This window comes from Azospira sp. I09 (assembly GCF_009177135.1).
In the GTDB taxonomy this organism is placed as follows: domain Bacteria; phylum Pseudomonadota; class Gammaproteobacteria; order Burkholderiales; family Rhodocyclaceae; genus Azospira; species Azospira oryzae.
The window spans coordinates 3154662-3178705 of the sequence record NZ_AP021844.1; the positions used below are offsets into that span (position 1 = coordinate 3154662).

Here is a 24044-nt window from a genome sequence, read left to right on the forward strand (position 1 = left end):
TCCCGCCCGGCGCCGCTGCCGCCAGAATCCCACCCCTGAAAAGCAGTCAATAACATCTCAGGGGAGCATCATGCAGTTCATGCCTAGCCGGCTCAGTCTGGCCATTTTTCTCGCATTTCCACTGGTGGCCGTCGCTGAAGACGGCACCACCCTCGACACCGTGGTCGTCACCGCCCCGCGCATGGAAGAGCCGCTCAAGGTCGTCACCGACCCCAAGGCCCCGCGCCAGCCGCTGCCGGCCCACGACGGTGCCGACTTCCTCAAGACCATCCCGGGCTTTTCCGTCATCCGCAAGGGCGGCACTGACGGCGACCCGGTGCTGCGGGGCTTTTCCGGCTCCCGCCTGGGCATCCTCCTGGACGGCCAGGAAATCTACGGCGGCTGCGGCGGCCGCATGGACCCGCCGACGGCCTATGTCTATCCCGAATCCTACGACCGCGTGACGGTGCTCAAGGGCCCCCAAAGCGTGCTCTACGGCGCCGGCCAGTCAGCCGGGGTGGTGCTGTTCGAGAAGGACATCAAGCGCTTCCGCGAGGCCGGCTGGAAGGCCAACGGCAGCCTCACCTTCGGCAGCTTCGGCCGCAACGACCAGATGGCCGACATCCGGGCCGGCAACGGCAACTTCTACGTCCAGGCCGGGGCGACCCGGGCCGATTCGGACGACTACAAGGATGGCAACGGCAACACCGTGCACTCCCGCTACACCCGCTGGAGCAACAATGCAGCCATCGGCCTGACGCCGGACGACAACACCCGCATGGAACTGTCCCTGGCCCGCAGCGACGGCGAGGCTGCCTACGCCGACCGCTCCATGGACGGCTCCAAGTTCGCCCGGGAGAACGTGGCCCTGAAGTTCGAGAAGCGCAAGCTTTCCGCCCTGGTGGACAAGGTGGAGGCTCTGGCCTACTACAACTATGTAGACCACGTGATGGACAACTACAGCCTGCGCACCAAGCCGCCGACAGCCATGTACATGGCCAGCAATCCGGACCGCAAGACCCTGGGCAGCCGTTTCTCCATCACTCTGGCACCCGGCGATAGCACCAAGGTCACCATCGGCGTGGACCAGAAGGAAGATACCCACCGCTTCCGTTCCGGCATGTCCATGATGAGCGCCGCGGCGGCTGAAACGAGCTACCAGTCCAAGGCCTGGGCCGAGGACATGATCTTCAAGCAGCATGGCCTGTTCAGCGAAGCCACCCACCTGCTGGCCGAGGATCGCCGTGTCATCGGCGGCCTGCGTGTGGACTGGCATGAGGTGCAGGACAAGCGCGCCACCAGCATCACCCGGGGTAAGACCGACAAGGAGACCCTGGGCAGCGGCTTCCTGCGTTACGAGAACGACTTTGCCAAGGGTGCCGGCACCTGGTACGCCGGTCTGGGCCATGCCGGCCGGACCGCCGATTTCTGGGAGCGGGGCAAGGGCAATCCCCTGGCGCCGGCCACCAGCGTCTTCCTCGACGTCAAGCCGGAAAAGACCACCCAGCTGGACGTGGGAGCCAACTATCGCAACGGTCCCTGGAGCGGTGCGGTCTCCGGCTTCTACAGCAAGGTGCAGGACTACCTGCTGATCCGCTGGGTCGGCACGGCGGTGACGCGCAATGTGGATGCCACCATCTACGGCGGCGAAGCCGACCTGGCCTACCAGTTCAATTCCGCCTGGAAGGGCTACGGCACCCTGGCCTACGTGCGCGGCAGCAACGACACGGACGACAAGCCCCTGGCCCAGCAGCCGCCCCTGGAGCTGCGGGTCGGCCTGTCCTATGACGACAAGACCTATTCCGTCGGTGCCCTGGCCCGGCTCGTTTCGGCCCAGGACCGCTACGACGTGGGTTCCGGCAACATCGTTTCCAACGGCAAGGACCTGGGACGCAGCGGCGGCTTCGGCGTCTTCTCCCTCAACGCCGGCTATCGTCCCAACAAGAAGGCCCTGCTCAGTGCCGGCGTGGATAACCTGTTCGACAAGGTCTATGCCGAGCATCTGTCCAAGGGCGGCTCCGACATTGCCGGCTACCTTGGTGCGTCGACGTTACGCATCAACGAGCCCGGGCGCACCTTCTGGCTGAAGGCCCAGATCGCCCTCGACTGAGTTCCTGTACCACCTCTCGAAAGTTCAGGCCCGCTCCCCAGCGGGCCTTTTTTTAGCTTGCCGGGGCGGCGAAGAGGCGGGCCAGGGTGGCCTGGTAGGCAGCCGCTTCCACCTGGCCTTCCGCCGGGGCCCAGGGGGCCAGTTCGTCACCGGTGAGGGGCAGGTAGGGGCCGGACTTGGCTTCGAGGAAGACGGTGCCCGGGCACAGGGCCAGGACGGAGTGCCAGGTGCCGTGGGGGATGTCCACGCCCAGGGTGTGGCTGCCCGGGGCCAGCACGGCGGTGCCGGTGATGTTGCCCTGCCCGTCGAAGGTCACCAGGCCCAGGCGGCCGCTGAGGACCACCATGGTTTCATCCTTGTTGGGGTCCAGGTGGCGGTGGGGCGGCACGTAGGAGCCTGGTTCCAGGGCGTTGAGCAGGCGGTGGCCCGGGTAGTCGTCCCGGGGATGGAAGTTGCGGTTCTTGCGCAGCCGGGGCGAGGCCTGGGCTTCGGCTGTCACCTCCGCCAGCAGGGCGCCGTCGATGAGGCGGATGGACATGGGCCTACTTCAGGTTGCGGGCGGAGAGCAGGACCACCTGGCCGCCAAAGAAATTGACGGTGATGCCCTGCTGTTCGCTGCCCCAGGCGCAGGAACGCACCCCCAGGGTTTCGTCGCAGTGGCTGGGCTCGCCGATGATGGCCGTCACTTCCTCGTACTTCTGGCCCATTTTCAGCTTGCCGTAGTTTTCCAGGGTGACCTTGGAACAGGCGGCCAGGGCCAGTGCCAGGGCAACGGCGAGAAGGGGTTTGCAGTTCATGGCGGGCTCCTCAGGAGTGGGGGAAGCATGGCCCGGGGGCCGGGGTTAGTTGTACTGCAGCTCGACGCCGGCGGGGCTGAGCCAGTCCTGCAGGGTTTGCAGCAGGTCGTCGTCCGGTCGCACCCGGGTGCCTTCGCCCAGGATCAGCTCGCACTGGGCTTCGCCGTTGCGGTAAGCGATGCGTACCGGGCAGCCGCCTTCCATGCGGAAGGGGGTGAGCAGTTCCTGCAGCTTGCGCGCATCGGCCTGGCCGTTCATCGACAGGCGCAACTGGCGGGCGAAGCGGGTGCGGGCTTCGGGCAGGGTGTAGAGATTCTCGGCGACGATGCGCAGGCCGTCGCGGAAGTCGTCCTTGCTCACCTTGCCTTCGATGATCAGGGGTTCGTCCACCTTCAGCTTGTTGCGGTGGGCATCGAAGACCTCGCTGTAGACCGTCACCTCCAGCGACGGGCAGGAGCCGTCGTCCAGGATGATGATGCCCATGCGACCCCGGCTGGTCATCTTCACCCGCAGGTCCATGACCACGCCGGCCAGGGTCTGGGGCTCCCGGGCCGGGGCCAGGGCGCTCAGGGGGCGGCCGGCGAAGCGCTTGGCTTCGCTGCGGATGCTGTCGAAGGGGTGGCCGGAATAGAAGAAGCCGAGGGCGGTCTTTTCTTCCAGCAGGCGCTGCTTGTCGCTCCAGGGGCGGACGCTGACGTACTGGGGCGCTTCGGCCACGGCGTCGTCGCCGCTGCCGAACATCTCGAAGAGGCCGCCCTGGTGGGCGTTGCGCTCGGCCTGGTCGGCCGCTTCCATGGCGATGCTGACGGAGGCGATGAGCTGGGCCCGGTCCCGGCTCGGGTCCAGGGTGTCGAAGGCGCCGGCGCGGATCAGGGCTTCGATGGTGCGGCGGTTCACCAGGCGTTTGTCCACCCGCAGGCAGAAGTCGAAGAGGTCCTTGAAGGGGCCGCCTTCGGCGCGGGCGGCGAGGATGCACTCCACCGCCTGCTGGCCGGTGCCCTTCACCGCCCCCAGGCCGTAGCGGATGGTCTTGCCGTCCACCGGCACGAAGCGGTAGTCGGAGTGGTTCACGTCCGGCGGCAGCACCTTGATGCCGTTTTTCACCGTGTCTTCGTAGAAGATTTTCACGGTGTCCGTGTTGTCCATGTCCGAGGACATGGTGGCCGCCATGAAGGCCGAGCAGTGGTGGGCCTTGAGCCAGGCGGTGTGGTAGGTGACCATGGCGTAGGCGGCGGTGTGGGACTTGTTGAAGCCGTACTCCGCGAACTTGGTCATGAGATCGAACAGCTGTTCGGCCAGGGCCGGGTCGTAGCCCTTCTTCTTCGCCCCTTCGGCAATGGTCTCCCGGTGCTTGGCCATTTCCTCGGCCTTTTTCTTGCCCATGGCCCGGCGCAGCATGTCGGCGCCGCCCAGGGTGTAGCCGCCGATGATCTGGGAGATCTGCATCACCTGTTCCTGGTACACGATCACCCCGTAGGTGGGGTCCAGGCAGCCCTTCAGGTCCGGGTGGAAATAGTCGATCTTCTGCTGGCCCTTTTTGCGCAGGATGAAGTCGTCCACCATGCCCGAGCCCAGGGGGCCGGGACGGTACAGGGCCAGCACGGCGATGATGTCTTCGAAGCGGTCGGGGGCCAGCTTCTTCAGCAGCTTCTTCATGCCCTCCGATTCCACCTGGAAGATCGCCGTGGTGTTGGCGTCCTTGAGAATCTGGTAGGCGGCGGGGTCGGTGAAGGGCAGGGAGAGCAGGTCCAGCTTTTCGCCGGTGAGCCGTTCCACGTACTCCACGGCCAGCTCGATAATGGTCAGGTTGCGCAGGCCGAGGAAGTCGAACTTCACCAGGCCGACCTTTTCCACGTCGTCCTTGTCGTACTGGCTGACCACCGAGTCGGAGCCGGGCTGGGCGTAGAGGGGGCAGAAGTCGGTGAGCTTGCCCGGGGCGATCAGCACGCCGCCGGCGTGCATGCCCACGTTGCGGGTCAAGTCCTCCAGCTTCATGGCCAGCTCGAACAGCTCGGCCACTTCCTCTTCCTCCTCCATCTTCTCCTTCAGCTGGGGTTCCATTTCCAGGGCCTGGGCCAGGGAGACAGGCTTGTTGGCCTCAACGGGAATGAGTTTGGAGAGGGAGTCGCAGAAGTTGTAGGGCAGGTCCAGCACCCGGCCCACGTCCCGGATCACCGCCTTGGAGGACATGGTGCCGAAGGTGGCGATCTGGGACACCGCATCGACGCCGTACTTGTGGCGCACGTACTCGATCACGCGCCAGCGGTTGTCCTGGCAGAAGTCGATGTCGAAGTCGGGCATGGAGACCCGCTCGGGGTTGAGGAAGCGCTCGAACAGCAGGGCGTACTGCAGCGGGTCCAGGTCGGTGATGCCGAGGCTGTAGGCCACCAGGGAGCCGGCGCCGGAACCCCGGCCCGGGCCCACGGGGACGCCGTTGTGCTTCCCCCAGTTGATGAAGTCGGCCACGATCAGGAAGTAGCCGGGGAAGCCCATCTGCACGATGGTCTTGGTCTCGATTTCCAGGCGCTCGTCGTACTCCGGGCGCCGCCGCTGCCGCTCCTCCGGGTCCGGGAACAGCAGTTCCAGGCGCTTCTCCAGGCCGGCCTTGGCCTCGTTGATGAGGTGCTGGTCCAGGGAGATGCCGTCGGGGGTGGGGAACTGGGGCAGGAAGTTCTTGCCCAGGGTCAGGGTCAGGTTGCAGCGCTTGGCGATTTCCAGCGTGTTTTCCAGGGCCTCGGGCAGGTCGGCGAAAAGCTCCGCCATTTCCGCCTGGGTCTTGAAATACTGCTGTTCGGTGAAGGTCTTGGGGCGGCGCCGGTCGCCCAGGACGTAGCCCTCGGCGATGCAGACCCGGGCCTCGTGGGCCTTGAAGTCGTCGGCGTCGAGGAACTGGATCGGGTGGGTGGCCACCAGGGGCAGTTCCAGGTCGGCGCCGAGGTCGGCGGTGGCCGACACCAGTTGCTCCTGCTGGGGATGGCCGGCCCGCTGCACTTCCAGGTAGAAGGCCTGGGGGAACTGGGCACTCCAGGCCCTGGCCCGGGCCGCCGCCAGGTCCCGGTTGCCGGCCAGGAGGGCGTCGCCCACGTCGCCGTCCTTGGCGCCGGAGAGGGCGATGAGGCCGTCGCAGCCCACTTCGTCGAACCAGGCCCGCTTGATCTCGGCCCGGTCCCGCCGGCCTTCGGCCAGGTAGGCCCGGGACAGCAGTTCGCACAGCTGCAGGTAGCCCCGGTGGCTGCGCACCAGCAGCAGCAGGCGGAAGGGGCGGTCGGTCTCGGTTTCGTTGGCGATCCACACGTCGGCGCCGGCGACGGGCTTGACGCCCTTGCCGCGGCAGGCGTTGTAGAACTTCACCAGGCCGAAGGCGTTGGCCAGGTCGGTGAGGGCCATGGCCGGCTGGCCGTCGGCGATGGCGCGGGCCACGGCGTCGTCGAGGCGGACGATGCCGTCGGTGATGGAGTATTCGCTGTGGAGGCGGAGATGGACGAAGCGGGGATCGGTCATCCGGGAATTTTACCCTGCCCCCCAGCCGCGTGCATTGGCGACGACGGTATAATTCCCACGCTTCCCTTTGGGTAAACTAATGCTGCCTTTTCAACTATCCCCTTTCCCCACTGAACACCGCTGGCCTCTGGTGTTGCTATTGCTGTTGCTGCTGGCGGTCTGCGTGCTGGCGCCCGGCATCCAGTCGCCCACTGGCCTGACCGGCAAGGACGAGTACGCTCTGGGCCTACGTACTCCCCTGGAAATGATGGAGAAGGATGTCTGGCTGGTGCCCGAACTGAACGGTCAGCCGCGTCTGAAAAAGCCCCCCTTCCTCTACTGGCTGGGTCGAGCTAGTTACGAGACCTTTGGCGTTTCCCTGGTCTCGGCCCGAGGCATCGGCACCCTGTTCGGTGCCCTGCTGGTGGTGGCCGCCGCCGGTATCGGCCGGCGCCTCCTGGGGGACCGCCGCGCCGCCCTCTGCGGCGCCCTGCTGGTACTTACTAGCCTGGGGCTAAACAGCGAAGCCCGGCGCTTCATGCTCGACGTACCCACTGCGGCTCTCTCCGCCCTGGCCTTCTGGGGCCTGCTGCGCTGGTACCAGGATGGGCGCTGGGTGGGCATGCTGCAGGCGGCCCTATGTCTGGCCGCCGGCTTCCTAGTGAAGGGCCCCATTGTCGCCCTGGTCTGCGGCGGCGGTGTCCTGGCTTGCCTGGGCAGTGGCCTGTGGTCCTGGCGGGAGCTACTGCGGCGCTGGCCGGCCTGCCTCGGCGGCAGTACCCTGTTCCTGCTCCTAGCCCTACCCTGGTTCGTCTATGTACGCCTACACTACCCGGATGCCGCCGCTGCTGAATTTCAGGAGGAACTGGAGGCGCGGCAGCTCTTCTCCCTCTCTCCGGAGTCTCTGCTGGGCCTGGTGCAGATCGGCCTACCCTGGAGCCTGGCCGCCCTAGCTCTGCTGCCTCGGGCCTGGCGCGGCGGCCCGGCAGCACGGACCCTGGCCTTATGGCTGGCCGCCACTTTCATTCCTTTCCTCTTTATCCGCAGTTTCGACCGCTATCTGGTGGGGTCCCTGCTGTCCATGGGACTGCTAGCCGGCTGGTGCTGGGCGGGGGCGCAGCCCCTGCCCGTCTGGGGGCGCCGTCTGGGGACGCTCTTTGCCGGCCTCTTCGTGCTGATCTTCGTCCTCATGGCCTGGTGGTTCCGTTGCGGCGGCTGGCTGCCCACCGCCGCGGCCCTGCTGTGGTTGCTGTGGGAGGGCTGGCGCGGTGCCAGCCTGCTGCGGGGGGCTGCCGCCGCGGCTTTGGTGTGGATGACCTTCTACGCTTTCCTTTTTCCCGCCTTCGGCATCAACGTCCTGCCGCCCCAGGTGGCGGCCCTGGCGGCGGAGCGGCCGGTGCTGATGTTCGACGGCCCCCAGCCGGCCCTGTTGCCTATGGCTCTGGGGCGGGCCTTGGGACATTCCAGCCAGCTTTCCCCGGCCTTCCTGGAGCAGCCCGGCCTGTTGGTTTTTGCCCGCCTGGAGGATGTGCCCAAGCTGACCGGCCAGGCCGACGAGTTGGGGCGTGACCTGCGGGAAGCGGGACGCTATCGGGTCCTTTCTTCCCGCGGCTCCGGCATCCGCTTCGCCCGGGAGGGTAGCGGCAAGGCCGAGTGGCAGGCTGCCTTCGCCGCCCGTTCCCTGGCCCCCCTGGAGTCCACAGTGGTGTATTTTGAGGTGCAGCGGTGAGGCGTTCCCTGCGCTTCTGGGCCCGGCTTGTCCTTGGCCTGGGCATCGTGGCGGCGATCCTACGCCTGTTCTCTCTGCCTTCCCCCGGGGTGCCGCTGTCGCCAGCGACAGATGCCGTTGCTGCGGCGGTGGTGGATGGCCCATCGACGACCCTGCTGCTGCCCCAGGTGGCGCCCTCCTCCCATGCTGCAGCCCTAGCCGCTGATGCCGAGGGGCGGCCCCTGCTGGTCTGGTTCGCCGGTTCCCGGGAAGGGGCGGCAGATGTGCAGATTTATTTCTCCCGCTTTACCGCCGGCGTGTGGTCGGCGCCCCGGGCCGTCGCCGAGCGGCAGCAGATACAGGCCGTCGGTGGTCGCTACCTGCGTAAGCTGGGCAATCCCCTGCTGGCCCTGGATGGGGAAGGACGGCTGCATCTGTGGTTCGTCAGCGTCTCCATCGGCGGCTGGGCCGGGGCTTCCCTTAACCATCAGTCTTCCGCCGATGGGGGCATAACCTGGAGTCCCCCTCGACGGCTGGTCACGGCTCCCTTCCTCAACGTCAGTACCCTGGTGCGCAATTCGCCTCTGCTGCTGCAGGGGGGCGGCTTCGCTCTGCCGGTGTATCACGAGTTCATCAGCAAGCATGGGGAATGGTTACTCCTAGCGGCGGACGGGGAAACGGTCTTAGACAAGGCCCGCATGCCCGCTGCCCGGCCCCTTCTGCAGCCTGCCGTGGCGCCGACGTCGGAGGGACTGCTGGCCGTCCTGCGGGATGCCGGCCCCGGCCCCGGGGCCCTGCGCACCGCCCGCTCCAGCGATGGTGGAAGCCACTGGAAGGAGGGGCCTGCCCTAGCTATCGCCAATCCCAATTCCGCCGCCGCTATGATCCGTCTGGCGGATGGCCGGCTACTGCTGGCCTGCAACCCCATTGCCCAGAACCGCAACAAGCTGTCCCTGTGGCTGTCCGGGGATGCAGGGGCGTCCTGGCGGGAGTCCCGGGTAGTTGAGTCCAGCCCCAGCGGGCGCGAGGAGTATTCTTATCCGGCCCTGCTCCAGGGCGGGGACGGTCAGGTACACCTGGTCTATACCTGGAACCGCCAGACCATCAAGCACGTGCGCTTGCCCTTGGGCGTCCTGGCTGCGGGAGCGCCGTCATGATGGCCCCTGCCCTGTGGTTTCCTCCGGCCGCCCTGGCCTGTTGCATGGCGGCGTTGGCCTGGTGTCTCCTGGTCGGAACGCCCCTGGGTGCTCGGGCCCGGGGGGGGGTGGTACTGGCGCTGCTGCTGGCGGCCTGCCTGCCCCTGGGGCGTAGCAGTTCTTTCCTGGGCATGTTGTGGGGTGTCCTGGGCTCGCCCTCCATGCCCACCCTGGCGGTAGCCCTGGCCGCCCTGTCCGGCTCGGCCTCCCTGCGTCGGGATGTGGGCTGGGGTGCGGCGCTCCTGGCTCTGCTTGGCCTGTTGCTGCTCTATCCCCTGTCTCTCGGCCCTTGGGATCTGGACCCTTACCGCTGGGGTTTCGCTCCCTGGGTTCTGAGCGGGGCCCTGGCTGCCGTCGGCATTGCGGTTTCCTTTTGCCTACCGGCCCTGGCCTTGCTTCTGGGGCTGGCCCTGGCCGGTTTTGGCCTGCGCCTGTCGGGTTCGGACAATCTCTGGGATTATGTTCTCGATCCGATGCTGGTAATCTACTCCGTTTTTTTTCTCTCTAACCGGCTCCGTCGGGGCCCACTACCGAGGGGGGGCTTCGCCTCCTAGTACCCCATGTCCAGCGCCATTCCCGATATTTCCATCGTCATTCCGGTCTATAACGAGGCGGAGAACGTCACGGACCTGGTGGCCCGGGTCGAGGCGGCAATTCGCCCCACCCGCTACAGTTTTGAACTGATCTGCATCGACGACGGTTCCCGCGATGACACCGCCTACATCCTACAATCCCTGGCGGCGGAGCGACCCTGGCTGTGTCCCCTTTTCCTGATGCGGAACTACGGTCAGACCGCGGCTCTGCAGGCCGGTTTCGATGCCGCAGGTGGGCGCTACGTGGTGACTCTAGACGGCGATCTGCAGAACGATCCCCTGGATATTCCAGGCCTGGTGGACCGCCTGGAAGAGGATACTTCCGTGGACATGATTTCCGGTTGGCGCAAGGAGCGCCAGGATCGGGCGTTGTCCCGAAAGCTTCCCTCTATGCTGGCCAACCGGCTCATTTCCTGGGCCACAGGAGTGAGCCTGCACGACTACGGCTGTGCCCTGAAGGCGTACCGGGGGGAGATCATCGCTCGCATCCGCCTCTACGGCGAGTTGCATCGCTTCATCCCCATCTTGGCGGCAGAGGCCGGGGCCCGCATCGTCGAAGTGCCGGTGCGCCACCATGCGCGCACCCGGGGCCAGTCTAAATACGGCATCGACCGGACCTTCCGAGTCATTCTCGACTTGCTGCTGATGAAGTTCCTGATGCGCTACCTGCACCGCCCCCTGCATGCCTTTGGCGGCGTCGGCCTGGGCCTGCTCATCCCCGGCCTATCTATGCTCGGCTGGCTACTGCTGCAGAAACTGCTGGGGGCCGATATCGGCGGGCGTCCCCTACTCATGGCGGGGGTCACTCTAACCCTGATGGGGGTACAACTGCTGGGCTTGGGACTATTGGGAGAAATCCTCATCCGGGTCTACCACGAGCCCGAGGGACGAGCTCAGTATCGGTTGCGAGACGTGCCGCGACCGAAGTCCTGAGCCATGGCCCCGCGGCAGTTGCTCAAACTGATAGCGGCGCCACTGCTGCTCGGTGGCGTCCTCTGGCTGGCGCGCCCGGAAAAGGTGTTGTTGGCCCTCGGCAACGCCCATCGGGGCTGGCTGCTGGCGGGTTTTATCGCCGCTCTTGCGGCCAATGTCCTGTCTGCCTGCCGCTGGCGGCGCATGTGCCTGTGGCTGGGTTTGCAACTGTCCGGGAGAGGCGCTCTGAGTGCCTATTTTCAAGGGGTGGCAGCGAATGTGCTGCTGCCGGGAGCCACATTGGGGGGAGATATGCTGCGGGTGACCCAGGTGGTGCGCCTGGGTAATCCGGCCTGGGAATCCGGCTGGAGCGTGCTGTTGGATCGTCTCAGTGGCCTATGGGTACTCTGCGTACTGTCGGTCGCCACCCTGGCGACCTGGCTGGGAGCTGGGCGGGAAGTGCCGGGTCTGGCCGCTTGGCTGCCGGGCGGCTCAGGAGCGGGAGCCTGGGTCGGTGCTGCAGCCCTGCTTGGCTTGCTGCTACCGCCTCTGCTCTATGTGTGGGGCCGACACGGCCTGTTGCCCCTACTGACCCAACGCTGGCGCGAGCTTTTCACCCGCCTGCTGGTGCGAGCCGGCCCGGGCCGGTTGTATCTACAGCAGTTAGGGTTGTCCTGCCTGGTACAACTGCTGTCGGCGGGGGCTCTGGCCTGTGCCGGCTTTGCCTTGGGGCTGGACCTGGCTCCGGCCGTTTTTCTTATCGTTGCCGCCCCCATTTTCGTTATGGCGGCTTTGCCCGTCAGCTTCGGCGGTTGGGGCACCCGGGAGGCGGCGGCGGCGGTGAGTTTCGGTTTTTTCGGTGCTGCTGCGGATCTGGCAGTGGGGACTTCCCTGGTCTACGGCTTCTATGCGGTGGGCCAGGCTCTGCTGGCGATCGGGGGGGGGGTGCTGCCCCGACGTTGTGGAGACTGAGGCGCTACAGGCAGAGGTCCGGGCGTAGGCCCTGGGTGATCTCGGACTGGATGGCAGGCTCCTCCAGGGCCGCCAGGAACCAGGCCAGGGCACGACCTTCGTGGGAGGGGCGCCAGGCAATGTGGAGCGGGGTGCTGCCCTTGGGTTCGGCCAGGGTCCTGGTGATCAGGCGGCCTGCCGCCACTTCCCGCGCCACCAGCCAGGGTGGCAGGTGGCCGACGCCAAGACCGGCGGCCTGGGCCGCCGCCTTGCTCTGCATGTCCGGCACCCGCAGGGCGTCCTGGCCTTCCAGCAGGCCGCTGGTGCGGGCGGCCAGTTCCCGGGAGGTGTCGGCCAGCACCACGGCCCGGTATCGGGCCAGTTCGTGGGCCGGAATGGGCTCGGGCACCGTGCTCAGGGGATGGCCGGGGGCCATGGTGAATACCAGTTCCATGGTGCCCAGGGGCCGGGTAGCGATGCCGCCCCGGGCCGGCATGTCGCCGGGGGCGCCGATCACCAGGTCGGCCCGGCCCGTGGTCAGGGCGTCCCAGCAGCCCCCCAGGACTTCGTAGGAGAGGCGCAGGCGGGTGCCGTGGCCTTCGTCGTAGAAGCGCTGCAGCAGGGGATAGAGGCGCTCGCCGGGGATGACCGAGTCCACCGCGATGGACAGCTCCGTTTCCCAGCCGGTGGCCACCCGCTTCACCCGGGACTCCAGCTCCAGGGCGGCGCGCAGCAGATGGCGGCCGTCCTCCAGCAGGGTGCGGCCGGCGGCGGTGAGGACGGCCCGGCGGCCGCTCTTCTCGAACAGTTCCACCCCCAGCTCCCCTTCCAGCTTCTGCATGGCGTGGGAGAGGGCCGAGGGTACCCGGTGCAGGCGGCTGGCGGCGGCAGCGTAGGAGCCCTGGGTGTCGATGGCGTCGAGGATCTGCAGGGCGTCGAGGGAGATGCGCATAGGTGAAGGAAATTGAATGAATCGGTGAGTTCATTTCGCTGGAATCACTCTAATCCATTGCTTAGTATGGCTTCAACCCATGAATGCAAATGAACAATACTTCTTGCCAAGGAGCCCGACATGATCCAGCTACGTCCGTCCGACGCCCGGGGCCAGGCCGATCACGGCTGGCTCCAGGCCAAACACAGCTTTTCCTTCGCCGACTACTACGATCCCCGGGAAATGGGCTGGGGCGCGCTGCGGGTGATCAACGAGGACCGGGTGGCGCCGGGCACCGGCTTCCCCATGCACGGCCACCGGGACATGGAAATCGTCACCTACATCCTCTCCGGCGCCCTGGAGCACAAGGACAGCCTGGGCAACGGCGGCATCATCCGCCGCGGCGAGGTGCAGCGCATGAGCGCCGGCAAAGGCGTGCTGCACAGCGAGTTCAACCCTTCCGCCGATGAGGAAACCCATCTGCTGCAGATCTGGATCGAGCCGGCCCTCAAGGGAGGCAGGGCCAGCTACGACCAGCACCGGCTGTTCACGCCGGACAACGCCAGCCAGTGGGTGCTGGTGGCTTCGCCGGACGGCCGCGACGGCAGCGCCGTGATCCAGCAGGACGCCCTGCTGCTGGCGGCCCACCTGGGCCCGGCCGAGGCGGTGCGCCACGCCCTGGCGCCCGGCCGTCTGGCCTACGTCCATGTCATCCGCGGCCAGGTCAGCCTCAACGGCGTGGCCCTGGCCGCCGGCGACGGCGCCAAGATTGCCGACGAATCCGAGCTGGCCTTCCAGGGCGGCGCCGAGCCGGGGGAGTTTCTTCTCTTCGACCTGCCGCCCGCGGCCTGAGCGTTGCCTGCCGTTGGTCCTGATTTCCCATTCCCTACTTCCCAACCCCCGACAGACTGAAGGAGCGTTTCATGGCAAAGATCGCCATCGTGTATCACAGCGGCTACGGCCACACCGCCAAGCAGGCCGCCGCCGTCGCCGCCGGCGTCAATGAGGTGGCCGGCGCCAGCGCCCAGCTGGTGGCCCTGGACGACATCGCCGCCGTGCCCTGGGCCGACCTGGATGGGGCCGATGGCATCATCTTCGGCGCCCCCACCTACATGGGCGGCCCCTCCGCCAAGTTCAAGGAATTCGCCGACGCCTCCTCCAAGGCCTGGTTCACCCGGGCCTGGCAGGACAAGGTGGCCGGCGGCTTCACCAACTCCGCCTCCCTCAACGGCGACAAGCAGGGCACCCTGGGCGCCCTCGCCACCCTGGCCCTGCAGCACGGCATGATCTGGGTCAGCCTGGGGCTGCTGCCGGCCAACAGCTCCAAGGCCCAGCGCAACGACGTGAACCGCATGGGCGCTTCCTACGGCGCCATGGCCCAGTCCGACTCCGACGTCGGTCCCGACGTGGCGCCCCCCGCCGGCGACCTGGAAACGGCCCGCCTCTACGGCGCCCGGGTGGCCGCCACCACCCTGCGCTTCGTCCGCGGCAAGCAGTAAGCCGCCTCCGCCCCACTCCGGCCCCGGCTTCGTGTCGGGGTTTTTGCTATAGTGGCCGGCACAATAGAAGGAGGGGAGCCCCATGCACATGATTTCTTCCGTCGCCGACCTCTCGGTCGTGCTGGTGGAACCGTCCCACACCCAGGCCCATATCGTCGGCCAGTTCCTGCGCAACCTGGGCGTCGCCAACATGCAGACCGCCGCCAGCGGCGCCGATGCCCTGGCCCTGCTGCGCCGGTCCAAGCCTTCCGTGGTCATCAGCGCCATGTATCTGCCGGACATGACCGGCACCGAGCTGGTCTACGCCATGCGCGCCGACGATGACCTGGAAATGCTGCCCTTCGTGCTCATTTCCAGCGAAACCCGGCCCAAGGTGCTGGATCCCATCCGCCAGTCCGGCGCCTGCAGCATCCTGCCCAAGCCCTTCAGCGAAAAGCAGCTGCTCACCGCCCTGCGCGCGGTGATCGACTACCTGGAGCCGGAAGGCCAGCTGGAAGTGCCGGTGGACCTGGAAAGCCTGAAGGTACTGATCGTGGACGACAGCCCGGTGTCCCGCAAATTCCTGCGCCACATCCTGGAGAACCTGGGCATCGAGAACTTCCTCGAAGCGAGCAATGGCAAGGAGGCGGTGTCCGTGCTTGGGGAAACCATGGTGGATCTGGTGCTGACCGACTACAACATGCCGGAAATGGACGGCAAGGCTCTGGTGGAATACATCCGCCAGCAGAGTTGGCAGGCCACCGTGCCGGTGCTGATGGTCACCAGCGAATCCAATATGAGCCGCCTGGCCGCGGTGGAGCAGGCCGGCGTTTCCGCCATCTGCGACAAGCCCTTCGACCCCAAGACCGTCAAGGGTCTGATCGAGCGGGCCATGTGGGGCTGAGCCGGGGTTCTCCGGCCTGAAGCGAAAAGGGAGCTGCGGCTCCCTTTTTTATTGCCGCTCGTTCGGCGGAGTGGCCGGCGGCGGGCGAAAAAAAGCCCGCCGGGGTTGCCGGCGGGCACAAGCTAGGGATGAACCGGGGCTCAGTTGCTGTTCTGCTGCAGCTGCTTGAGCAGTTCGTTCTGACCCTCTTCGCCGGAGCCTCCGCCTTCTCCCTCCTGCTGCTGCATCAGGGAGTTGAGGTCCATGGCTTCGGATTCCTGCTGGGTCGGGGCCCGGTGGGCCGGATCGCCGTAGCTGACGATGCCCGGGAAGATGATGATGAGGGCCACCATGATGATCTGGATGCACACGAACGGCACGGCGCCCCAGTAGATATCGGTGGTCTTGATCGAGGCCGGGGCCACGGAGCGCAGGTAGAACAGGGCGAAGCCGAAGGGCGGGTGCATGAAGGAGGTCTGCATGTTCACCCCCAGCAGCACGCCGAACCAGATCAGGTCGATGCCCAGCTTTTCCGCCACCGGTCCCAGCAGGGGCACGATGATGAAGGACAGTTCGAAGAAGTCCAGGAAGAAGGCCAGGACGAAGACCAGGATGTTCACCACGATGAGGAAGCCCAGCTGGCCGCCCGGCAGGGAGGTCAGCAGGTGCTCCACCCACAGGTCGCCGTTCACTGCCCGGAAGACCAGGCCGAACACCGTGGAACCCACCAGGATGAAGACCACGAAGGAGGACAGCTTGGCGGTGGTGTCCATGGCCTGCTTGAGCAGGGAGACGGACAGCCGCTTGCGCATCAGGGCCAGGATCAGGGCGCCGCTGGCACCCATGGCGCCGCCCTCGGTGGGGGTGGCGATGCCCATGAAGATGGTGCCCAGCACCAGGAAGATCAGCACCAGGGGCGGCACCAGGGAGGTCAGCACCCGCATCAGCAGCTTGGCGCCGCGCAGGGAGCGGGCTTCCAGGGGCAGGGCCGGGGCGGCGTTGGGCTTGATGAGGGTGAGGATGACGACGTAGCCCACATACAGGCTGGTCAGGATCAGGCCGGGGACCATGGCGCCTTCGTACATGTCGCCCACGGACTTGCCCAGCTGGTCGGCCATGATGATCAGCACCAGGGAGGGCGGGATGATCTGGGCCAGGGTGCCGGAGGCGGCGATGACGCCGGAGGCCAGGCGCTTGTCGTAGCCGTAGCGCAGCATGATGGGCAGGGAGATCAGGCCCATGGAGATCACCGAAGCCGCCACCACGCCGGTGGTGGCCGCCAGCAGGGCGCCGACGAAGATCACCGCATAGGCCAGGCCGCCGCGCATGGGGCCGAAGAGCTGGCCGATGGTGTCGAGCAGATCCTCCGCCATGCCCGAGCGCTCCAGCACCAGGCCCATGAAGGTGAAGAAGGGAATGGCCAGCAGGGTGTCGTTGGCCATGATGCCGAAGACCCGTTCCGGCAGGGCCTGGAACAGGGCGGGGTGGAGCAGACCCAGTTCCATGCCGATGAAGCCGAAGACCATGCCGTTGGCGGCCAGGGCGAAGGCCACCGGGTAGCCGAAGAGGAGGAACAGGACGAGGGCGCCGAACATTACCGGCGCCATGTTGTTGATCAGGAATTCCATGGTTATGCCTCGCCTTTCTTGGCCTTGATTGCGGCCGCCAGTTCTTCTTCGGCGGAGGGGCCTTTGTGCTTTTCAGCGGGGTTGGCGATCAGGCCGCGCAGGAAGGCGATGCGCTTGATCAGTTCGGAGAGGCCCTGCAGCACCAGCAGCAGGAAGCCGACGGGAATCATCAGGCGGGCCGGCCAGCGGATCAGGCCGCCGGGGTTGGAGGACATTTCACCGGAGTCCCAGGCATTCATGAAAATGGGCCAGGACAGGTACATGATCAGGACGGCCATGGGCATCAGGAACAGCAGGGTGCCGATGATGTCGATCCAGGCCTGGCCGCGGGGGGAGAACTTGCCCGCCACCACGTCGATGCGCACGTGCTCGTTGCGCAGCAGGGTGTAGCCGGCGCTGAAGAGGAAGATCACGGCGAAGAGGTACCACTGGATTTCCAGCAGACCGTTGGAACTGTAATTGATGGTGTAGCGCATCACGGCGTTGCCGGCGCTGAGAATGGTCATGAGCAGCACCAGCCAGATCACGGCTTTGCCGACGCGCTCGTTGAGGGCGTCGATCCCGCGGGAGACGCTGAGCAGAAAGGTCACGGTTGGTTCCTCCAGAGATGTCGAAAATGCCGGGCTTCTTGGGCCCATCGCTTGTATTTCGGCTTGTGGCCAGGGCAGGCGTGCAGCGCGTCTGCCCGAGTCTTGCGGGAGGTGTCCTGGCCTCGTTGGTGGCGGCCGGGTGCCCAATCCCACAAATTGCGCGGCGATTGTGGCACAGGGGCCGGGGGCGGGCCATTGGTGGAAACCCTAGCCGGCAGCGGCTTTCCGGCCGGTGACGCTGGCATTTTGACGGCCTGTTTCCCTTCTGCCGCCGGGTCTGCTAAAACCCTGGTTTTTGCCCTGTGTTGCCGGAGCCGTCGATGGTCAAAGCCCCCACCCGCATCTGCGTCATTCGCCACGGCGAGACTTTCTGGAATGCCGACCGGCGCATCCAGGGCCATCTCGACATCGGCCTCAATCCCACCGGGCTGCGCCAGGCCCGGGCCGCGGCCCGGCGTCTGGCGACCGAGGCCGGCACGGTGACGGCGGTGTACAGCAGCGACCTGGCCCGGGCCCGGGTCACGGCGGAGGCCATCGCCGCCCATCTGGGGCGCCCCGTGTGCCTGCGGCCGGCCCTGCGGGAGCGCAGCTACGGCATTTTTGAAGGGCTCACCTACGACGAGGCGCGGCAGCAGCATCCGGGCGCCTATGCGGCCTTCGAGGCGCGCCAGCCGGAGCTGCCCATTCCCCAGGGGGAGAGTCTGGAGGACTTTTCCGCCCGGGTCAGCCGCTGCCTGGAGGCCCTGGCGGCGGAACACCGGGGCGAAACGGTGGTGCTGGTGTGTCACGGCGGGGTGCTGGACGTCATCAACCGCCACGTGCGCGGACGCCCCCTGGCGGCGCCCCGGGATTTCACCATCCCCAATGCCGGCATCACCTGGCTGGAAAGGGACGGGGCCGGCTGGCGCATCGTCCAGTGGAGCTGCACCCGGCACCTGGAAGACGGTGCCCTGGACGAGCTGCCGGGCTGACTCTGCCGGGCGGCGCCCCAAATTGGGGCAGGGTTTTCCCCGGGAGGGGTGGCGGCGGGGGTTGGCATGATACAATTTCCGCCTTTTTCAACGGCTTGAGAGGCAGCACCGATGTTCTCCGCAAACGACACCCTGGCGAAAGTGGACCCCGAACTCTGGAAGGCGATCGAAGATGAAAATCGTCGCCAAGAAGAGCACATCGAACTGATCGCCTCCGAAAACTACGTCTCCAACGCGGTCATGGAAGCCCAAGGCTCCCAGCTGACCAACAAGTACGCCGAAGGCTACCCCGGCAAGCGCTACTACGGCGGCTGCGAATACGTGGACGTGGCCGAGCAGCTGGCCATCGAGCGCCTGAAGAAGCTGTTCGGCGCCGAAGCCGCCAACGTGCAGCCCAATTCCGGCTCCCAGGCCAACCAGGCCGTGCTGATGGCCTTCGCCAAGCCCGGCGACACCATCATGGGCATGAGCCTGGCCGAAGGCGGCCACCTCACCCACGGCATGGCCCTGAACATGTCCGGCAAGTGGTTCAACGTCGTCTCCTACGGTCTCAACGAGAAGGAAGAGATCGACTACGACAAGATGGAAGCCCTGGCCCGCGAGCACAAGCCGAAGATCATCGTCGCCGGCGCCTCCGCCTACGCCCTGCGCATCGACTTCGAGCGCTTCGCCAAGATCGCCAAGGAAGTCGGCGCCATCTTCTGGGTGGACATGGCCCACTATGCCGGCCTCATCGCCGCCGGCTACTACCCCAACCCGGTGCCCTTCGCCGACGTGGTCACCTCCACCACCCACAAGACCCTGCGCGGTCCCCGCGGCGGCGTCATCCTGATGAAGGCCGAGCACGAGAAGGCCCTCAACTCCGCCATCTTCCCCGGCCTCCAGGGCGGCCCCCTGATGCACGTCATCGCCGCCAAGGCCGTGGCCTTCAAGGAAGCCGCTTCCCCCGAGTTCAAGAAGTACCAGGAGCAGGTGATCAACAACGCCCGCGTCATGGCCAAGGTCCTGGGCGAGGAGCGCGGCCTGCGCATCGTTTCCGGCCGTACCGAGTCCCACGTCTTCCTGATCGACCTGCGCGCCAAGAAGATCACCGGCAAGGAAGCCGAAGCCGCCCTGGGCAAGGCTCACATCACCGTGAACAAGAACGGCATTCCCAACGACCCGGAAAAGCCCTTCGTCACCTCCGGCATCCGTATCGGTTCCCCGGCCATGACCAGCCGCGGTTTCACCGAGATCGAAGCCGAGCAGATCGCCCACCTGGTGGCCGACGTGCTCGACGCGCCGAACGACGAAGCCAAGCTGGCCGAAGTGCGCGCCAAGGTGGCCGCCCTCTGCGCCAAGTTCCCGGTCTACGGCAAGTAAGACGGCCAAGGCGGCGCAGCGATGAAATGCCCCTTCTGCGGAGCGATGGACACCACGGTGGTGGACACCCGCATCAACGAAGACGGCGACATCGTGCGCCGCCGCCGCCGCTGCCTCAACTGCGACAAGCGTTTCACCACCTATGAGCGGGCGGAAATCCGCCTGCCCCAGGTGGTCAAGAAAAACGGCTCCCGGGTGGACTACAACCGGGACAAGCTCTCCGCCAGCCTGTGGCTGGCCCTGCGCAAGCGGCCCGTGACCACCGAGGCGGTGGACGGCGCCATTACCCGCATCGAAGAAAAACTGCTGGCCCTGGGCGAGCGGGAAATCCCCTCCGAAAAGGTGGGCGAGATGGTGATGCGGGAACTGAAGAAGCTGGACAAGATCGCCTACGTCCGCTTTGCCTCGGTCTATCGCAACTTCGAGGACGTGGACGAGTTCTCCCACGCCGTGCGCGAAGTGACCCCGGGCAAGCCTGTGCGTCGCCCCCGCGACGAGTAATTCTCCCCTCATCTCATGCCCGCCGCCCCCGGCACCGCTGCCGACCACGCCCACATGGCCCGGGCCCTGGCCCTGGCCGAACAGGGGCTGTACTCCACCTCCCCCAATCCCCGGGTCGGCTGCGTCCTGGTCAAGGACGGCGTCGTCGTCGGCGAAGGCTGGCATGTGCGGGCCGGCGAACCCCATGCCGAAGTCCATGCCCTGCGCGCCGCCGGCGAAGCCGCCCGGGGCGCCACCGCCTACGTCACTTTGGAGCCCTGCAGCCACCACGGCCGCACCCCGCCCTGCGCCGAAGCCCTGGTGGCCGCCGGCGTCGCCCGGGTGGTGGCGGCCATGGAAGACCCCAATCCCCTGGTGGCCGGCCGCGGCCTGGCCATCCTGCGTCAGGCCGGCATCGAAGTATGGGCCGGCGTGCTGGCCGATGAGGCCCGGGAACTCAATATCGGTTTCGTCTCCCGCATGACCAGAGGGCGCCCCTGGGTACGCCTGAAAGCCGCCTCCAGCCTGGACGGCAGGACGGCCCTGGCCAACGGCCAGAGCCAGTGGATCACCGGGGCCGAGGCGCGCCAGGACGGCCACCGCTGGCGGGCCCGGGCCTGTGCCATCCTCAGCGGCAGCGGCACCGTGCTGGCCGACGATCCCCAGCTCAATGTGCGGGGCGTCGACACGGAGCGCCAGCCCCGCCCGGTGGTGGTGGACAGCCGCCTGCAAACCCCGCCCACGGCCCGTCTGCTGGACGGCCGCCCGGTCCTAATCGCCACCGCCAACCCGGACCCGGCCAAGGCCGCGGCCCTGGCGGCCCAAGGTGCCGAAGTGCTGCTGCTGCCCGACGCCGCCGGCCGGGTGGATCTGGCCGCCCTGCTCTTGGAGCTGGGGCGGCGGGGCATCAACGAACTGCACGTGGAAGGCGGTGCCGGCCTCAACGGCGCCCTGCTGGCCGCCGGGCTGGTGGACGAACTGCTGCTCTATCTGGCGCCGACCCTGCTGGGCAACCCGGCCCTGGGCCTCTTCGGCCTGCCCGAGCTGACCTCCCTGGAGCAGCAGCAACGCCTGCGGTGGCACGACCTGCGCCAGGTGGGCGGCGACCTGCGCATCCTGGCCCGCCTGGCCTGAGCCGGCGGCGGATATTCCCCAAATACAGCGTCACTGAAAGGCAATAGGGACGCCATTCTTCGCCTATGCACGGCGGAAAGTGGCGTCCCTATTGCCTTTCAGGTCTGGTGCTTGCAGCAGTCCTTCATCGGCTCCCGCATACCGGGCAGCCCGGGTCCTTCTGCAGGCGCACCGTGCGCCATTCCATGGTCAGGGCGTCGAGTAGCAGCAGCCGCCCGCCCAGGGTCTGGCCGCAGCCGGCCAGCAGCTTGAGGGCCTCGGCCGCCTGCAGGGTGCCGATGATGCCGGTGAGGGGGGCGAAGACGCCCATGGTGGCGCAGCGCACCTCCTCCACGTCCTCGCCTTCGGGAAAGAGGCAGTGGTAGCAGGGTGCCCCGGGCTGGCGCGTGTCGAAGACGCTGATCTGGCCGTCGAAGCGCACCGCGGCGCCGGAGACCAGGGGCTTGCCCAGCTTGACGCAGGCCCGGTTCACCGCGTGGCGGGTGGCGAAGTTGTCGCAGCAGTCCAGCACCACGTCGGCCTTGGCCACTTCGGCCTCCAGGTCCGCCCCTTCCAGGCGGCGGGCGATCACTTCCACCCGGGTTTCCGGATTGAGGCGCTGCAGGGCGTCCCGCCCGGATTCGGCCTTGGGCCGGCCGACGGAGGCTTCCGTGTGCAGGATCTGGCGCTGCAGATTGGTCAGGTCCACCGTGTCGCCGTCGGCCAGGGCCAGGGTGCCGACGCCGGCAGCAGCCAGGTACAGCGCCGCCGGCGAGCCCAGGCCGCCGGCGCCGATGACCAGGGCCCGGGCGGCGAGAAAGCGTTCCTGGCCCTCGATGCCGATGGGGTCGAGGAGGATGTGGCGGCTGTAGCGGAGCAGTTGCTGGTCGTTCATGGCGAGGGGCTGGGCGGGGGCGAAAGGGCCGTCGGGGCGGCGGGGCAAAACAAAGGGGCCGCTGTGCGCGGCGAGGCAAAATAAAGGGGCCGCTGTCGCGGCCCCTGGGGCGTGGCCGGTGCGGCCTATTTGTATTCCCGCCATTCGGGCGGGGTTTCGTCGTGGTCCCCGTGGGGGTGGCGTTCCCAGGCCTGGGCGTAGGCCTTGGAGGAGGACTTGAGGGGCCGTTCGGGCGCTTCCAGATTGTGCAGCTGGGTTTCCTCGACATAGTAGATGAGGGCCCGCATCAGCTTGCTCATGAGGGTGTTGTCAAGGTGGAAGCCCTGGTCCACCAGGCCTTCTTCCAGGCCCCGGTAGGTGTAGTCGGTGAGGTCGTAGGCGACGGCCACGGCCCGCTTTTCCGTCTCGGGCACGGCGTCCAGGTTTTCCAGGCCGGTCAGCAGATCGGCGGCTTCAGGCACTTGCCCCGGGGGGAAGCGGGAAAACAGGATTTCCCGCTTCTTTTGAGTATCCAGACGGCGCGACAACTTGGCGGCGACTCGTTTCATGGCCCTCTCCCCGAGGTTCTGCTGTTAGGCTCGTTACGGCTTATTCTGCATGATCTGCAGACCCTTGAGAAGGTTGAGGGCCTGGTTCAGCTGGTAGTCGCTCTTGGAGGCGAACTCGGCCGGCGCCGGCAGTTCGGACTTCTCATCCTCTTCCTTGCCCTTGTTCTTGCCGTTGGCCTTGCCATCCTTGGATTTGGGCGCCGCGGCGGCTTCCTTTTCCTTGTCGTTGATCAGGTGGCGTTCCAGGTCGGCTTCCCGCAGGCGCTCCGGAGAGGCGCCGTTGGCGGACTCTTCCACGTTGATGTCCGGCACGATGCCCTTGGCCTGGATGGAGCGGCCGTTGGGCGTGTAGTAGCGGGCGGTGGTGAGCTTGATGGCGGTGTTGCCGGGCAGGGGCAGCACGGTCTGCACCGAGCCCTTGCCGAAGGTCTGGGTGCCCAGCACCACGGCGCGCTTGTGGTCCTGCAGGGCGCCGGCGACGATTTCGGAGGCGGAGGCGGAGCCGCCGTTCACCAGCACTACCAGGGGCACCTTCTTCACTTCGGCGGGCAGGTTCTTCAGGTAGTCGTCGCGGCTGCCGCGCAGGTAGTCCTCGGCGCTGGCGAAGTACTGGTGCTTGGCGTCCGGGGTGCGGCCGTCGGTGGATACCACCAGGGCCTTGGCCGGCAGGAAGGCGGCGGAAACGCCGACGGCGCCGTTGAGCAGGCCGCCCGGGTCGTTGCGCAGGTCCAGCACCAGGCCCTTGAGGGCGCCGTCCTTGTACAGGTCGGAGAGGTGCTTGACCAGGGAGGGGCCGGTGTTTTCCTGGAACTGGGTGACGCGCACGTAGCCGTAGCCCGGTTCCACCAGCTTGGACTTGACGCTCTGCACCTTGATCACTTCCCGGTTCAGGGTGACGACGATGGGCTTCTGCTCGCCCTTGCGCACGATGGTCAGGGTGATGGGAGTCTTGGGCTTGCCGCGCATGCGCTTGACGGCGTCGGAGAGGGTCATGCCCTTGACCGGGGTGTCGTCCAGCTTGACGATCAGGTCGCCGGCCTTGAGCCCGGCGCGGAAGGCGGGGGTGTCCTCGATGGGGGAAACCACCTTGACGAAGCCGTCTTCCATGCCGACTTCGATGCCGAGGCCGCCGAATTCGCCCTGGGTGCCGACCTGCAGTTCCTTGAAGGAATCCGCATCCAGGTAGGAGGAGTGGGGGTCCAGATTGGAGAGCATGCCGGAGATGGCATTGGTGATCAGCTTCTTGTCTTCCACCGGCTCCACATAGCCCTGCTTGATGGCGTTGAAGACTTCGGCGAAGGTGCGCAGCTCCTCGACGGGCAGCCCGGCCCGGGTTTCCTTGTCGGCGATGGCGGAAATCTGGACCGACAGCAGGATGCCGGCCACCATGCCGACCCCGATCAGTCCCACCTGTTTCAACGGCTTGCCCATCTTCACAA

General features: G+C 66.8%; 22 protein-coding genes. 13 read left to right on the top strand and 9 right to left on the bottom strand.

Annotated elements, in window-relative coordinates; all coding sequences use genetic code 11:
* The first annotated feature begins 70 nt into the window (after nt 1–70).
* Complete coding sequence (locus tag AZSP09_RS14785; protein WP_152090468.1) at nt 71–2089, top strand: TonB-dependent copper receptor; 2019 nt, start codon at nt 71–73, stop codon at nt 2087–2089.
* A 52-nt stretch (nt 2090–2141) separates the two neighbouring features.
* On the opposite strand, the gene AZSP09_RS14790 is transcribed toward AZSP09_RS14785, so the two are convergent.
* The 3 genes from AZSP09_RS14790 to dnaE are packed head-to-tail and all read right to left on the bottom strand — an operon-like array spanning nt 2142 to nt 6387.
* Nucleotides 2142–2627, bottom strand: a complete 486-nt coding sequence (locus AZSP09_RS14790; protein WP_152090469.1) for a WbuC family cupin fold metalloprotein — start codon at nt 2625–2627, stop codon at nt 2142–2144.
* A 4-nt stretch (nt 2628–2631) separates the two neighbouring features.
* Complete coding sequence (locus tag AZSP09_RS14795; protein WP_014236357.1) at nt 2632–2886, bottom strand: hypothetical protein; 255 nt, start codon at nt 2884–2886, stop codon at nt 2632–2634.
* 45 nt (nt 2887–2931) lie between these two features.
* Nucleotides 2932–6387: a DNA polymerase III subunit alpha gene (dnaE, locus tag AZSP09_RS14800; protein WP_152090470.1), complete on the bottom strand. Its 3456-nt coding sequence runs from the start codon at nt 6385–6387 to the stop codon at nt 2932–2934.
* A 79-nt stretch (nt 6388–6466) separates the two neighbouring features.
* Here dnaE and AZSP09_RS14805 point away from each other — a divergent pair, with 79 nt between their 5' ends.
* The 5 genes from AZSP09_RS14805 to AZSP09_RS14825 are packed head-to-tail and all read left to right on the top strand — an operon-like array spanning nt 6467 to nt 11747.
* On the top strand, nt 6467–8095 hold the full coding sequence (locus AZSP09_RS14805) for an ArnT family glycosyltransferase (protein WP_152090471.1): 1629 nt from the start codon (nt 6467–6469) through the stop codon (nt 8093–8095).
* Nucleotides 8092–9231 (top strand): sialidase family protein, encoded by a 1140-nt coding sequence (locus AZSP09_RS14810; protein WP_152090472.1) that lies wholly within the window; start codon nt 8092–8094, stop codon nt 9229–9231. Before AZSP09_RS14805 ends, AZSP09_RS14810 begins: the two co-directional genes overlap by 4 nt.
* A complete protein-coding gene (locus tag AZSP09_RS14815; RefSeq protein WP_152090473.1) occupies nt 9228–9824 on the top strand; it encodes a hypothetical protein in 597 nt (198 codons plus the stop codon). Before AZSP09_RS14810 ends, AZSP09_RS14815 begins: the two co-directional genes overlap by 4 nt.
* Before the next feature lie 6 nt (nt 9825–9830).
* A complete protein-coding gene (locus tag AZSP09_RS14820; protein WP_152090474.1) occupies nt 9831–10796 on the top strand; it encodes a glycosyltransferase family 2 protein in 966 nt (321 codons plus the stop codon).
* Between the two features lie 3 nt (nt 10797–10799).
* Nucleotides 10800–11747 carry a lysylphosphatidylglycerol synthase transmembrane domain-containing protein gene (locus AZSP09_RS14825; protein WP_152090475.1) on the top strand — a complete coding sequence of 316 codons (948 nt, stop codon included), beginning with the start codon at nt 10800–10802 and terminating at the stop codon, nt 11745–11747.
* A gap of 4 nt (nt 11748–11751) precedes the next feature.
* Here the strand turns inward: AZSP09_RS14825 and AZSP09_RS14830 are convergent, their stop codons facing one another.
* Entirely contained in the window at nt 11752–12678 is a 927-nt protein-coding gene (locus AZSP09_RS14830; protein ID WP_152090476.1) for a LysR family transcriptional regulator, read from the bottom strand.
* A 120-nt stretch (nt 12679–12798) separates the two neighbouring features.
* On the opposite strand from AZSP09_RS14830, the gene AZSP09_RS14835 reads away from it, so the two are divergent.
* The 3 genes from AZSP09_RS14835 to AZSP09_RS14845 all read left to right on the top strand — a co-directional run bounded on the left by AZSP09_RS14835 (nt 12799) and on the right by AZSP09_RS14845 (nt 15039).
* The gene (locus AZSP09_RS14835) at nt 12799–13509 is read left to right on the top strand and encodes a pirin family protein (RefSeq protein WP_152090477.1); all 711 of its coding nucleotides are present in this window, start codon (nt 12799–12801) and stop codon (nt 13507–13509) included.
* Nucleotides 13510–13580: 71 nt separating this feature from the next.
* Entirely contained in the window at nt 13581–14156 is a 576-nt protein-coding gene (locus tag AZSP09_RS14840) for a flavodoxin family protein (RefSeq protein WP_130459362.1), read from the top strand.
* 82 nt (nt 14157–14238) lie between these two features.
* Complete coding sequence (locus AZSP09_RS14845; RefSeq protein WP_014236362.1) at nt 14239–15039, top strand: response regulator; 801 nt, start codon at nt 14239–14241, stop codon at nt 15037–15039.
* Between the two features lie 140 nt (nt 15040–15179).
* Here the strand turns inward: AZSP09_RS14845 and AZSP09_RS14850 are convergent, their stop codons facing one another.
* Complete coding sequence (locus AZSP09_RS14850) at nt 15180–16646, bottom strand: TRAP transporter large permease (protein ID WP_014236363.1); 1467 nt, start codon at nt 16644–16646, stop codon at nt 15180–15182.
* 2 nt (nt 16647–16648) lie between these two features.
* Nucleotides 16649–17236, bottom strand: coding sequence for a TRAP transporter small permease subunit (locus tag AZSP09_RS14855; protein WP_014236364.1), 588 nt, complete (start codon nt 17234–17236; stop codon nt 16649–16651).
* A gap of 320 nt (nt 17237–17556) precedes the next feature.
* Here AZSP09_RS14855 and AZSP09_RS14860 point away from each other — a divergent pair, with 320 nt between their 5' ends.
* From AZSP09_RS14860 to ribD, 4 genes are all read left to right on the top strand, one after another.
* Nucleotides 17557–18207, top strand: a complete 651-nt coding sequence (locus AZSP09_RS14860) for a histidine phosphatase family protein (protein ID WP_152090478.1) — start codon at nt 17557–17559, stop codon at nt 18205–18207.
* A gap of 111 nt (nt 18208–18318) precedes the next feature.
* A complete protein-coding gene (gene glyA, locus AZSP09_RS14865; protein ID WP_014236366.1) occupies nt 18319–19569 on the top strand; it encodes a serine hydroxymethyltransferase in 1251 nt (416 codons plus the stop codon).
* 21 nt (nt 19570–19590) lie between these two features.
* A complete protein-coding gene (gene nrdR / locus AZSP09_RS14870; RefSeq protein WP_043797837.1) occupies nt 19591–20070 on the top strand; it encodes a transcriptional regulator NrdR in 480 nt (159 codons plus the stop codon).
* Between the two features lie 15 nt (nt 20071–20085).
* On the top strand, nt 20086–21183 hold the full coding sequence (gene ribD, locus AZSP09_RS14875) for a bifunctional diaminohydroxyphosphoribosylaminopyrimidine deaminase/5-amino-6-(5-phosphoribosylamino)uracil reductase RibD (protein ID WP_152090479.1): 1098 nt from the start codon (nt 20086–20088) through the stop codon (nt 21181–21183).
* Between the two features lie 124 nt (nt 21184–21307).
* On the opposite strand, the gene AZSP09_RS14880 is transcribed toward ribD, so the two are convergent.
* The 3 genes from AZSP09_RS14880 to AZSP09_RS14890 all read right to left on the bottom strand — a co-directional run bounded on the left by AZSP09_RS14880 (nt 21308) and on the right by AZSP09_RS14890 (nt 24036).
* Entirely contained in the window at nt 21308–22057 is a 750-nt protein-coding gene (locus AZSP09_RS14880) for a HesA/MoeB/ThiF family protein (protein WP_130459358.1), read from the bottom strand.
* 125 nt (nt 22058–22182) lie between these two features.
* Entirely contained in the window at nt 22183–22605 is a 423-nt protein-coding gene (locus tag AZSP09_RS14885; protein WP_014236370.1) for a hypothetical protein, read from the bottom strand.
* Nucleotides 22606–22638: 33 nt separating this feature from the next.
* Complete coding sequence (locus AZSP09_RS14890; RefSeq protein WP_043798861.1) at nt 22639–24036, bottom strand: S41 family peptidase; 1398 nt, start codon at nt 24034–24036, stop codon at nt 22639–22641.
* Between the last annotated feature and the right edge of the window lie 8 nt (nt 24037–24044).